Here is a 13305-nt window from a genome sequence, read left to right as displayed (position 1 = left end):
ATTCGATTAGAGTGAATGAACGCCGTCAACAAACCTATAGCTTCAAGTACATGGGTATATCATCCACGTAGATGTTTCAACACCGTTTCTTGATCTAAGTGTTGTTGCAAAGGCTCGTAATCAATTCCTTTATCAAATACATATTCAGTAAGTAAGACTCGCACTTCATGGACTAACTCTTTTTGATCCCAAGGTTTGATAAAGAACCTATCCACTTGCGCAAGATTAATCGCATCAATAAACACTTGTTGCGTAGGACTCTGAGAGAACATCATTTTCTTGGTATGACGAAAACGTCGGTCTTTAGCAAGACTTTGCAGCCAATCGACACCATTCTGCCCTGGCATATTTTGATCCGATAACACCACGCAAGCATAACGACCATCTTGATCTAATTTTTCTAAACTCTCTTGCGCACTTTGGGCATCAGAGCAAATTTTGATTTTCACCCAATCAGAAAACTCAGCTAAGTCATGGGCTAATTGAAATAACATCTCTGGCTGATCATCGACACAAATAATTGTAAATTTGTCCATTTTCATCTCACTAATAAATTAAATTTAAAGCCGCGACTAATACAAAACTCAACGCAACCCCTACCAAGCCAATAAGCACTCCAATTTTAGCCATGTGCTGAGTTTTAATGTGTCCTGTTGCATGAGCCAACGCATTGGGTGGCGTACTAATGGGTAACGCCATGCCGAGCGAAGCGGCAAAAGTCACCACTAATATCAGCATAGCTTGACCACCGAGCACATCTAAACTCGCCATCGTGGCACCTAACGCCGCCATAATTGGCATTAACAAGTTGGCGGTAGCGGTATTCGACATAAAGTTCGCCATCAATAAGCTCAACAATGCTGCGCCACCTAGCACCACATAAGGCGAGAATTCACCAAACGGAATACTGTATACCACCAACGCGGCTAAGCCACTTTTATCGAGAGCAAGACCTAGGGCGATACCGCCAGAAACTAGCCACAACACATCCCATGAAATCTTCTTTAAGTCTTCTTTGGTGATAATCCCAGTGACTAAAAACACCGTAACGGGGATCATAGCAACCGTGTAGGAGTTCATGCCGTGACTACTGCCCATCAGCCATAGCACAATCGTCAAAATAAAGGTGACATACACGATAATGGCTTGAGGTGTTTTGAGGAACTTACCTTTGATATCCAGTGTAATACTGCGTTGCTTCGCTGGGAATAATCCCAAAATCAGTGTCCATGCAATCGCCATTAACACAACCACAAACGGCACCGCAAACGCCATCCATTCACCAAAAGAAATCGTGGTCGTCGATTGTAAATACTTCAATGCAATCGCATTCGGTGGTGTACCTATTGGCGTCCCTATCCCACCAATATTCGCCGCAAGTGGAATACACAAGGCAAAGGCAGTACGACTCGGATCATCCGGTTTCAATAGCACCATTACTGGCGCCAGAATAGACAGCATCATTGCTGTAGTCGCGGTATTGGACATAAACATCGAGAACATTGCGGTAATCAACATTAAGCCTAAAATCATAAAGCGAGGCTGTTCACCAAAAGGCTTAAGTAAAACTCTGGCAAGGTTAATGTCTAGACGATATTTGGTTGCTGCAATAGCCAGAAAGAAACCGCCGAGAAACAGCATAATAATGGGGTTAGCAAAGGTCGCCATAATATCGGTGTGATTCAATATCACGCCGTAATTATCCACCGCTTGCTGATTGGTAAACCACACAATGGCTTTATCGGAAATCAACAATAATTCAAAACAGATAATCGCAACCGACGTCGCGTAGATTGGAATCGGTTCTAATATCCAACTTAGTGCTGCAAATAAAAATATCGCCGCAACGCGTTGCTGAATAATAGTCATGCCTTCAAATGGAAATGCAGAAAGAGGTAGCAATAAGGTGATCAAAGGGATCATAATTGGTAATAAATAACGAAGATTCAAACGCATAGTCTTTACTCTATTGGTAAGGTCTACCCATCATCGATCGGCTACTTGATCTTAATATAGAACTAGATCAATGATTTTTACGTTATTAGCTTTACGTTATTCAATCTGTGACCAGATACAAAAAAAGGCGGCATACGCCACCCTTTCGATAAACAATTTTTGCAACGAACTTTTAACGTTTCTGAGCTTGTTTCTTCAACTCAAAATCAAACTCATCAGGGAAGACAATCACGCCCTCTTGCTCTGCATTTGGAAAAACGACTACCGATAATTCATCATCTTCTAAACCAGTAGTCCAACGGCTGTGCCACTTATTGAGTGAAATGGCTTCTGGCTTACAATTTTCCCAATCATCATTCGCCCACGCTTGAGCAAATTCTTCATTTGGCCAGACTGGTACGCAATCTTCATCTTCGGTATTTAACATCACGCAGCCATCTTCATCCACCAAAATCCAGATTTGACGGTTAGCAACCACTTCTTTAATGCAGTAAGTAAAACGCTTTTCGCTATCAAAACTTAAAATCTCTTGAACGCGCTCATCACTCAGTACTTTTGTCATATTTTTCCCTTATTAAATAAAAAAGACGAGTTATCCACCCGCCTTCTTAATTAATCTTCATCGAACATCACTAGTAAATAGATTATTTAGCGAGCTCTGTTTGCAACCAAGGCCAACCTTGCTTCTTACGGCTTAACGTGTTTTCCATGGTTAGAGAACCGTCTTTAACGTGTTTCTCAAGCTTAGCAGACCATTCCCCTTTGAATAGTAGCTCAGTCGTGCTAGTCGTGATGTCAGTCAACATAAGCGCGGCAAATGCTAGGCCGTCTTCTTGACAACGACGCTCAAGGTCGGCGTTCAAGTCATCAATCATGCCGTCAACTTGTTCCATTGTCGCAAGCTCTACTTGGCCTACTACCACGTCACGACCATTGAATGGGTATGCTTTTAAGTCTTTCTCAACTAGCTCTGCTGCGCTTAGACCTTCGATGTCGGTTTTAGCAATTAACAAATTCTTGATGAATTCGTCTAGGTTGTCGATACCCGCGATTTCAGCAAGCTCTTTTACTGCCGCTTCATCTTTTGGCGTACAAGTTGGAGAAGCAAAGCCTACTGTGTCAGATAAAATTGCTGACATCATAAGAATCGCATAAGGCTTCTCAATTTTTGTTTCTTCCATTTTGAATAAATTGAACAAAATCGTACAAGTACAGCCAACAGGCCAGATCCAAGCTTCTAGTGGGTTTACTGTCATCACATCGCCTAGACGGTGGTGATCGACGATACCAACGATTTCTGCTTCAGCAATGTCATCTGGTGCTTGTGAAACATCTGTGTAATCCACTAACCAAACTTTTTCACCTGCAACGCCAGTACACATTTCAGGTTGCTCAAGGCCCGCTTGCTCAAGAATGTATCGAGTTTCACGGTTTAATTCGCCTTGACGAACGGGTTTCGCTTCAAGACCACGGGCTTTTAAAAGCTCAGTGGCAACCAATGCACTACAAATGCTATCACTATCTGGGTTTTTGTGACCAACGACTTGGATCATGTATTTTCCTATTACGACTATTTATACTCAGGATTCTTCCAGCTATTCAGCAGAAATATTTTGCCCGCTACTTTACCTGATTTTCAAAATTTGTCATTGCTCAACAGACAATTTAGTAACCAAAAATTCATGACAAATGTATATTTAAAAAATTAATCGCTTTTTGCTCTGTTTATCAGCAGTGATCGATAGTAATAGTGAACAAGGCATCAAAACTGCAGTTTATTGCTTGTCAGATCTGACAAATGCAACCTATTGTGTTTCTAAGATTATTTTAAAGGTAAGGAATCACGATGAAATTTATTGCAGACCATATTATTGAACTCAACCTACTACTTCAATTCGATCCAACTAGCCTACAAACTGGCATTAAAGTACATAACGACGCGGCACCAGAGCTGCAACAAGCGGCAAAGAGTTTGTTTGATAAAAACCTATGCACCCTACCAGACGGTGGTTACCTAACCAGCGAAGGGATTGAACTTGCCGAGCACGCACTAAAAGTACTGAATGTGCTGTCTTCTAAGGCGTAAAGATTAGGCTTTCCTAAACGCTTTAATCAAAACTTTTCCAATGGCAGAGTCTCTCATTTCAGAGGCTCTGTTTTTTGTGTTTAAGCAAAACAATATCAACCTGTCATCCTGAAAAGTGAGGCACGAACGCAGTTCAGGATCTCCTACCTCTTACCATAATTTGAATAACAACGCGCTGTAGGAGATCCCGCATCTTCTTCGCTTAGGCTCATGTGCGGGATGACATCGATAGTAAAATTGGTTTATTTACTAAATAACTCCAGCACATAAGGAAAAGAGCAGAGTCTTCAAATATCGTGAGTTGATTGCTTACCTAACCACATTAGCTAAAAAGCTCCTTCCCTTTACCAGTAATGGTAAGCTTGGTAGTTGAAATTACAGCCAGGGAAGGTTGGGAAGGGTTGCAGCGTGAGTCTTATGCCTTGCACTCTGTATCAATTTTTTGCACAGCAATGAACTTAACAAAGTCGTTATTATTGCTTGCTATCTGATATCAAACCACAATTATACTAATTCACGCACATGAACACTTGGGGATATAAATATGGATGTAATTAGCCACACAGCAGCTCAAGCTAATTTAGCAAAGACAATGGAGAATGTTTGTAATAATCATGCTCCAATTATAATCACTCGTAAAAGTGAAGCTCCTGTTGTGATGATGTCTTTAGAAGATTACAACGCCATGCAGGAAACGGCATACTTATTAAGCTCCCCTGCTAATGCTCGAAATCTTTTAGAATCCATTGTTGAACTTGAGGCTGGTAATGGGACGGAAAGAAAACTTATCAAGTGATAACTAACTTTTTCGACTACAGTATGTGTTATTTGGGTATGGGGCTCGACGCATAAATGCTGAATATAGGATAGTATAAATACCCAGAGTCTGCCCCCCATTGATAAGGTAGTGGCACCAATTTTATGAAGCTTTAGAGCTTAGAGGAAGCCTTGATTTAAATCTTTCTTTATTTTTTAATAGCAATAGTTCATCGAAACATAAGTTAATAATAACAGGAGCACGATGTTAAGACTCAAATAGTTCCCAAGCTTTGTCCCTAGCAGCACTTTTTATATTTATTGGTAGCCAACCTCAGTAGTAATAGCTACACAACCGTTACCACCAGGTAACAGCATTTTGTTGACTGTTCCCGTTTGGTTTTCCAGAACTACCAAACCAGCTAATTCTCCTGTGTATTTCCAGTCCTTGAAGATCGTTTCTCGTGCAGCGCTACATGATTTATCTATGTAAAAAACTGTTGTATAAGAACCGTCACATTTTCCTGTTTTGCCATGTGAAACATTTACTACCGCAGCGGAATGACCGTCGGAATATTTGACTGAAATTAACGCATTGAAAAGACGATTGTCTGAACCGCTCTTATTCCATGTCGCTAAAGAAGCATGGTTATTTTCATTGACTACAAACTTTGAGATACCTTCCACCGTATTTTGACAGGTAGTAAATCCATTGGCTTTTGCTTGCTGTGCGGGTACGGTTTCTGCACTAGCATTTACTGACAGAAACAACGCTCCAAATAAAAACAGATTCCTCATTTTTTCTCCATATTTGAGAGTCGATTATAAACATAACAATTTAATAAACTAAAAATTCGCATAGTTCTTTCAACAATCATTCCATTCATTTTTTTGATTAACAAGCTAAACATCTAAATTAATAGGTAAAATCAGACTTGTCTCATAATTAACCAGCATGAAATACGGACATAATTCGTTTATCTCATCAGTAAAACTCATCAATAATTGCAGGTTTTATAAACAGAATTGCGTGAACTTTAAATGATCAACATGTGGTAGGAGATTCTGAATCACTCTTGTGCCTCACGGTTCAGAATGACGGGTAATTTTGAAGTGCTAATGGTGACCAAACTACTTTCATTTCTTAATGCGCCCTAATACTTGTGAACGCGCATCTTCATTTGAAACACCTAGTCCTGAAGCCAATTGAGCTTCTGCGGTACGCATTTCTTCAAGTAGTTCGATTTTTTCTTGCATTGCTTCATACTCTGCAACATCGAGAACAACGGCGACACCTTTACCACGTTGTGTAATGACCAATGGGCGACGAGTCTCATTGATTTGTTTTATGTAAGATGCAGCACCAGCACGAAACTCAGATAGCGGTTGAATATCTTGATCGAAATGAATACGGCTCATACTGAACTCCAATTAGTACAAAATAACGTACAAACAATAGTTCACCTAAACGTTATTAGCAAGAACTTGATATTGTCTTATAGCCACTTAATAGGTGAGATAATCCGTCATCCTGAATAGTGAGGCACGAACGTAATTCAGGATCTACTTAAAGCGCATTGAATCGTTTCTACAGATGATTTACAGCGCGTGATAAGTAGATCCTCGATGTCGCTTAGGCTCCTCAAGGATGACGAAATCTTTCATTCCGTGCCACGAGTGAAGTATGTGATGGTAAAGAATTTCCTAAAGTGTATTGAGATTCAACTGTCTGAATAACTTACACTCGGAAATTTTAAAACGAAACAAAAAAACGCCTCACTCCAAAGAAGTGAGGCGTTTTAATTTCAAAGTAAGGCTTTCCCCTACTCTACCGTTTCAAGCTCTTGTGCTTGGTCGGTTTTATCTTTTGGACCATTGCCAAAACCACGTAAACCAACAACATGTACGTGTTCGTGATCTTTAAACACTTTACGTACCAGTTTGTAAGTGGTGCCTTTTTCTGGGCTGATGTTTTCCGGTGCGGCAATTAATAATTGCATGTCTAGACGGTCACATAGCTCAAATAAGGTATTGATGGACTTGGTATCCAAACGTGCGGCTTCATCTAAGAAGAGTAGACGACACGGCACAATATCTTTACTGCGCAGGCGGCGTGATTCTTCTTCCCAACTTTGGATAACCATCAACAAAATTGACTGACCGGTACCAATTGCTTCACCGGTTGATAGCGCGCCAGATTCAGCTTGCAGCCAACCTTCTGAACCACGGTTCACTTCAATGCTCAGCTCTAAGTAATTACGGTAGTCCAGTAACTCTTCACCAAGAATTTGTGGTGAACGTTGACCCATATCGATATGTGGGTTTACACGTTGGAACAATTTTGCCATCGCTTCTGAGAAGGTTAGACGTGGATTATCGAACAAGTCTTGATGTTGGTCTTGCTGTTCAGCCAAACCAGATAGTAGCGTTTCATGACTTTCACGAATACCGACATTTAAGCGCACGCCGCGTACTTGACCAAAGGCAATGTTGGACAAGCCTTGGTTTAGCATACGAATGCGGTTTTGCTCACGTTGAATCGTCTTCTTGATGATATTGGCCACGGAACCAGAGCTAATCGCCAGACGGTTTTCACGTTGCGTTAGCTCTTCGGTTAGACGAGCCAGCTCCACTTCCATCTCTTCAATCGCTTCAACTGGATCACTAGTGTGAATAATATCCTGGCGAATACGCTCACGTAGATGTTGGTAAACCGCGATGTAGAACAATACTTTGCCTTCTGGGCGAGCATTATCTTCTGAGCCGCGTAGCGCATCACGTAGGGTTTCATTGTTGGCAACCGCTAAGCGCAAGGCACCGAGAGATTTATCCGACATTGAACGCAGTTCGTTATCCGAAAGGTAGGCTAATTCACGGCGATGCAAGCGACGCTCAACATCATTTAAACGCGCTAAACGTAGCACCGAACACCAACCTGCTTTGGCGTTCACCACAAACTTACGTAGGTCTTTGTACTCTTTTTCGATTTTCTTAACGCGTTTGGTTAGCGTCTTCATTTCCATATCAGTCGCGGTAAGAGTGCGTTCAAATTCGCTCTTACGTTGACGAGATAAATGTAGACGCTCATACAATTCGTTTTTACGTGTTTCTGCACGCTCTACTGCGCCGATATCTGGCGTTACGCCATAGTCTTGCAGCTCTTGTTTGAACTCTTGTACGGTTTCCAATTTAGCTTGATGCGACGATTTCAAAGAAGCCAATAATTGATTGTATTGGTTCATTTGGCCTTGTGCTTGTTTCAAGCCTTCACGGCTACGTACTTTCGCTTGCTCTGCTTGCTCAAGTTTGCGTTTTAGTTGCTCGCTTAATTCACTGCTTTGATCCAGTAGAGAGACTGAATCAGAGTAAGCAAAGTAATGACGACGTTCATGCAAATCGGCCAAAGCAAACAATTGAGTTTTCAATGTTTGTAGGTTTTGGTCCGCTTGCTGATATTGTGCTTGCAGCGCATCAAATTGCTCAGGATCCGCTTCTAGGGCAGACAGCATGTTCGATAGTTTCTCGGCCGCTTTGCCATGTTGTTGAGCGAATGATTTGTATTGAGATAGTTGCTCAAGCTTGTCGTTAATTTCTTCTAAACGCTCGGCTAGGCTTTCATCTTCAATGAGATGCATCACGTTAGCCAGTTTATCTAACTGAGCTAGCGCCTGCTTGGCCGTTTGCATTTGGCTACGTTGCTGCTGGTCTTTTTCATCCAGTGACGCCAATTGACGAACCACTTGATTTAAACCATCACGCACTTCCGCCAGTTGCTGCTCTGGGTCGTCATTAAACGCAATATGAATGTGTTTAGAAACGAACTCGTTATAGCTTTGGTATAGGCGTTGCAGCTTCTGTGAATCAAACGCCGCTTTGGCATACTCTTCTGCCACTTGTTCACGCTCTGCACGTAACAACTCTAAACGTTGCTCACGGGCGGCACGGCCAAATAGTGGAATCGAAGGCAGACGAGAATAACGTAGCTGACGGTCGTTTAACTGAACGCATACCGCGCCATCTAGTTCATCGGCGTTGAAAGTGCTGTCATCAAACGCATCCACATCGCCTTCAATGATGTAAAGATCTTCTGGGCAATCCTCTAAATCCACCAGCTTTTCTTTAATTCCATCAAGGTCAGATACAACAATCGCATGACGAGATGGGCCGTACATCGCACTGAAATATGGCGCATCTTCAATGGTGATGTCATCGTAAATTTCGGATAACAACACGCCGCCTAGACTATCTGCTAAGCCTTTTAGACGAGGATCATTTGAACCAGATGGTGACGCTAGACGCTCAATATCGCTATCTAACTCATCACGACGAGCGGACAAACGCTCTTTCGCCATGGATTGTTGTTTATCTTGCTCAAGCACTTGTTGCATTTGTGCCATCACCGCGTGGCCATCGGTTAGCTCAGCGTCGGTTTGTGATTGTAGTTTTTCTAGTGCTTCACTGGCTGTAATCCAGGCTGGTGCTTGCTTTTGCAGAACTTGAATTTTCGCTTCAGAATCTTGTTGAGAACGACGTAAGTCACCACGTAAATCGCGCAGTTCTTCTTGTTCACCGGCGAGTACATCAAGTTGCTCTAAGTGACGCTCACGTTCTTGCTCTAATACCATTTCATCATCAAGGCGAATCTGGTATTGAGATTGGTATTGTTCAACTAGTTCAGAGGCTTGACGCTGCTCGTTTAAGCTACGCTCTAGGTCACGCTGTTGTGCGCGCCATTGTGATTCATTGTGTAACCATTGCTGAGCTTGTTGAGATCTCTGTACCGCCTCTTTAGCATGTGACAGAGCTTCAGTACGAGCCACGTCACCAACAATGCTTTTCACTAACTCAAGTGCTTGCTCAAACTGCTCTGCTGCCGCTGATGACATATCGAGCTTATGTTTTAACGATAACAAAGTAGATGTACTTTCCGCTTCTCGTTGTTTCAATTCAGACAATTGAGCCTGAGCATTCTCCACGGTTAGGTTGTCATTACCTGTCAGCTGTTGCGCTTTTTCTAATGCTTGCACCGCTTGTTGATATTGCAACGCGCGAGTTTGTTGTACATCCAATGCTTGTTGGTAATCGGCGAGTTGCGATTTCAAGCTATCGACTTCTTGTTCAGAAACTTCAGCTTGTTCTTCAGCAATGGCAACTTGCTCTGCCGCTTCTTCCACTACCATGATTTGTTCTTCTAAGCGTTCACTTAGCTCTTCCAAATCCTCTTGGTAGCGTTCAATTTTTTCTTGCTGACGAATCGCGGTTTGCACCAATTGTAGATGGTCAGCAGCGGCTTGATGGTCTTGCTCTAAACCCGATTCTTGATCGACTAATTGCTCAAGTTCTGCTTGTACTTGCGTCATCAATTGCATTTGCGAAGTTAGAGTACTACTCGATTGATTCAACTCGCTGCGCAGTGCTAACGCTTGATCTAGCTTAATACGACGGTCATTGGCATGGCGCATGTAGTCTGCTGCCACGTAGTTGGTCGATTCAGTAATTAAGTGTTTGAACAAGTCACGGTCGGCTTGAGTGGTTTTGATGGCTTCTAGCGTCATGCGGTTTTCACGCAGCGCCGATTCCATATCTTGGAAGGCTTTCTTCACTCCGCCATTTTGAGGCAATAGGTAGTCACGTAATGAACGGGTGATCGCACTTGAGATACCACCATACAAAGACGCTTCGATTAAACGATAGAACTTAGAACGGTCGCCAGTGTTGCGTAGTTTCTTAGGCAATACGCCCATTTCAAACATTACACTATGGTAATCGGCAACGGACGAAAACGCTTTAATTTGCACGCCTTCATATTCCGCCACTTTGTCTTTTAACTCGTTGTAAGTACGAACTCGAGCTTGGCCGTTTTCTAGGCTTTCAATTAAGACATCGGTTGGTTTTACATTGCTTGGTAGACCTTGGATAAGAATCGGTTTGATATCGACTTTCTTATCACGACCCGCCACTTGTTGCAGTTTTACAGTAAACAACAAACGCTGATGACGAGAGTTAACAACATCAAGAACCGAGTAACAAGTGCCCGGTTGCAGTTTACCGAATAGGCCTTTATCACGAGACGCTTGTGAACTCCCCGCTTCTGTTGTGTTACGGAAATGCAGTAAGCTTTGGTCTGGAATCAATGCCGTGATGAAAGCCGCCATGGTCGTCGACTTACCCGCACCGTTACCGCCAGAAAGCGTGGTCACTAACTCATCAATATCAAAAGTACGAGCAAAGAAGCCATTCCAGTTGATCATGGTTAGCGATTGATATTTACCTCTTTCGATCATATTTTCTTTCGTGATCATAGGTCACCTGCTTTCTGTTCTTGTTCTGCTTGTTCTTGCTCGGCAAAGTCTTCTAATTGTTCGTCAGAAGCATCTTGCTTATCTTGACTATCATTTGCTTTATTGGGGTCAACAGCTTTTGAGTCAAGCACGGCTTCACCATCACGAATCAAGCGTAGTTGCGCTTCACGAACATCGTCACCGACACGTACATCAGCACCAAAACGGAAGACGGCTTCACTGATTCTAAATTTCTCATCATCACCGACTGGCAATACCATACCGATACGACGTAGACGACGTAGCGAAGTCCGCACTTTTTCAAAGAGCTTTTCTTTATCCAGATCCGAACCGGTTGCGCGGTTAGTCACCAAACGCATCAGTTTCTTTTCATCGGAAAGATTGAGTAGCTCTTCGTATAGTTCTTGATTGGTGAAAATGCCTTCATGGGCGAGACGCTCTGGGCTTAAATACAAAAAGCACAAGATTTTACCCACCAGCATATCGAGTTCCGATAACACGCTGCGGCCAATAAATGAGGTTGAACGTGGACGTAGGTAAAAAAATCCTTCTGGTGCACGAACCAGTTCCGCATTATAACGCTGATAGAAAGCGCCAAGTTCACCATCAAAATCACTTAAAAAAGCGTAGTTATCCATATCATCACTTGAGATATGGCGACCCGCACGCAATTGACTATCAAGCGATGGGAATAATGGGTTCGCTAATGCTTTTACCAATTGTTCTGGCATGTAAGCATCTTGAGAGTTGTCGGTCTCTTGTGAATAGCTTGTATTTTGAGACAGATCGGCGCTGTGCGCCTCGTAATTAATATTGATCGATGACATTCGCTTGTACCTTTGCTCCAAAATCGTTAATCGCTTTCCAATCCGGCTGAATGGCTTGGTAATCCGATTCGGAATACCCCATTCTTACCGCTTGGTCGATCACCATTCTGGCTAAATCAAAATGTTGCGCGTGAGAGTGCTGCGCAAGGTAATCTCGTAGTACCGAGCCTAAATCAATCGGCTGACCGGTTTCTTTATGTTGTTGAAGCATGTTGGCGACGCGCTCACTCAATTCATCATCAACGGTTGTTAATTCTTCGTATTCCACTTCGTCTGGAATCTCACCTGTCACTTCATCATCACGTAGTAACATGGCTTCATCCCGCATATCACGTAGACGCTCGGCATCGGCGTAGGTTAAATACCATGGCATATCAAAGTAATCAGTCACAGACTGACGCAAACGCTGACTAAAGGCACGGTTTTGATCCATATCGATAGCAGTACGGATAAATTTATGTACATGGCGATCGTAACCAATCCACAAATCTATCGCTTGCTGACCCCAACTAACAATACGGTCGAGTTTGGTTTGCAATGAGAACAAAATGGCGTCAATGAAATCTAAACCTTCTTGGTCATAGATAAGCTGCTGAATATCAAGCAGTTGAGTTTGTAGTTCATCCCCTGCCGCTTGTAATGTATCTTGCAATTCATTCAGGGTAGTAGAGGTTTCAGTCAGTAGGCTTTCACAACTGCTGATCGCATCACGCCAATCTTGGTTTAGTAATTCAGCAATTTGGTTTTTAATTCCCACTTGCTGATCATCCATAACGCGCTGGTTTAAATCGATACGGTCGAAAATTTCACTTACCGAATATTTGAGTACGCCATAAACATGCTTTTGCCATTGCGCAATATCTGAAGCTTGATTGGCCGCTTCAACAGCTTTCGACATTTCATCGGCAACCATAGATAACTGAATGGATAACTTAAGCTTTGAGAATTCACGATGACGAACGTAATAATCGGTAATCGAAACCCCAAGTGGCGACATACGGTAGATGCTCGCACCGTCATTTAATTCACTGACAAAGCGGCTCATCAACCTTTGAGAGACTAATTCATTGATTGCGTTATTAGCGCGAAATGCCGACGCTTCACCTGTTTCATCAAACATGTTAGTGACAATTTTAAATGCGTCGTGCAATTCCCCTTCGCCAAGCTCTTCATCAAACTTCTCATGGCTTAATACGGCAATCGCAATCAAAAACGCTAATCGCTCAGAAGAAAGATTCAATGAAAAGTCATGTTGCTTCACCCAGCTGACCAATTCATCGATGGGCTGTTCACCTATCGTTTTGTCCTCAAGCGGCTGTCCGCCTGTCGACGGTTGAAGTGGAGATTGAGTTATTTCACTCATTATCATTCCTGTATT

At 42.6% G+C, this 13305-nt stretch carries 11 protein-coding genes; 2 read left to right on the top strand and 9 right to left on the bottom strand.

Annotated elements, in window-relative coordinates; translation table 11 throughout:
- Window positions 1–59 precede the first annotated feature (59 nt).
- From ACN0T8_RS00870 to ACN0T8_RS00855, 4 genes are all read right to left on the bottom strand, one after another.
- A complete protein-coding gene (locus tag ACN0T8_RS00870) occupies window positions 60–536 on the bottom strand; it encodes a response regulator (protein ID WP_417878798.1) in 477 nt (158 codons plus the stop codon).
- A 10-nt stretch (window positions 537–546) separates the two neighbouring features.
- Window positions 547–1956, bottom strand: coding sequence for an SLC13 family permease (locus ACN0T8_RS00865; protein ID WP_417878797.1), 1410 nt, complete (start codon window positions 1954–1956; stop codon window positions 547–549).
- A 172-nt stretch (window positions 1957–2128) separates the two neighbouring features.
- Entirely contained in the window at window positions 2129–2518 is a 390-nt protein-coding gene (locus ACN0T8_RS00860) for a DUF2750 domain-containing protein (protein WP_417878796.1), read from the bottom strand.
- 82 nt (window positions 2519–2600) lie between these two features.
- Window positions 2601–3509: a manganese-dependent inorganic pyrophosphatase gene (locus ACN0T8_RS00855; protein ID WP_417878795.1), complete on the bottom strand. Its 909-nt coding sequence runs from the start codon at window positions 3507–3509 to the stop codon at window positions 2601–2603.
- Between the two features lie 293 nt (window positions 3510–3802).
- On the opposite strand from ACN0T8_RS00855, the gene ACN0T8_RS00850 reads away from it, so the two are divergent.
- Together ACN0T8_RS00850 and ACN0T8_RS00845 are read left to right on the top strand one after the other, a co-directional pair.
- Entirely contained in the window at window positions 3803–4042 is a 240-nt protein-coding gene (locus tag ACN0T8_RS00850) for a TIGR02647 family protein (protein WP_417878794.1), read from the top strand.
- Between the two features lie 544 nt (window positions 4043–4586).
- Window positions 4587–4838 carry a type II toxin-antitoxin system Phd/YefM family antitoxin gene (locus ACN0T8_RS00845; protein ID WP_417878793.1) on the top strand — a complete coding sequence of 84 codons (252 nt, stop codon included), beginning with the start codon at window positions 4587–4589 and terminating at the stop codon, window positions 4836–4838.
- 278 nt (window positions 4839–5116) lie between these two features.
- On the opposite strand, the gene ACN0T8_RS00840 is transcribed toward ACN0T8_RS00845, so the two are convergent.
- The 5 genes from ACN0T8_RS00840 to mukF all read right to left on the bottom strand — a co-directional run bounded on the left by ACN0T8_RS00840 (window position 5117) and on the right by mukF (window position 13290).
- Complete coding sequence (locus ACN0T8_RS00840) at window positions 5117–5596, bottom strand: hypothetical protein (RefSeq protein ID WP_417878792.1); 480 nt, start codon at window positions 5594–5596, stop codon at window positions 5117–5119.
- 339 nt (window positions 5597–5935) lie between these two features.
- A complete protein-coding gene (locus ACN0T8_RS00835; protein WP_417878791.1) occupies window positions 5936–6217 on the bottom strand; it encodes a type II toxin-antitoxin system Phd/YefM family antitoxin in 282 nt (93 codons plus the stop codon).
- 404 nt (window positions 6218–6621) lie between these two features.
- Window positions 6622–11082: a chromosome partition protein MukB gene (mukB, locus tag ACN0T8_RS00830; protein WP_417879471.1), complete on the bottom strand. Its 4461-nt coding sequence runs from the start codon at window positions 11080–11082 to the stop codon at window positions 6622–6624.
- 14 nt (window positions 11083–11096) lie between these two features.
- Window positions 11097–11831 carry a chromosome partition protein MukE gene (mukE, locus tag ACN0T8_RS00825; RefSeq protein WP_417879470.1) on the bottom strand — a complete coding sequence of 245 codons (735 nt, stop codon included), beginning with the start codon at window positions 11829–11831 and terminating at the stop codon, window positions 11097–11099.
- A 76-nt stretch (window positions 11832–11907) separates the two neighbouring features.
- The gene (gene mukF, locus ACN0T8_RS00820) at window positions 11908–13290 is read right to left on the bottom strand and encodes a chromosome partition protein MukF (RefSeq protein ID WP_417878790.1); all 1383 of its coding nucleotides are present in this window, start codon (window positions 13288–13290) and stop codon (window positions 11908–11910) included.
- Window positions 13291–13305: the final 15 nt, after the last annotated feature.

It is taken from the genome of Vibrio sp., from assembly GCF_048266485.1.
Taxonomy (GTDB): domain Bacteria; phylum Pseudomonadota; class Gammaproteobacteria; order Enterobacterales; family Vibrionaceae; genus Vibrio.
The sequence above is the reverse complement of the archived record's forward strand: the minus strand, read 5'-3'. Positions and strand labels throughout refer to the sequence as shown.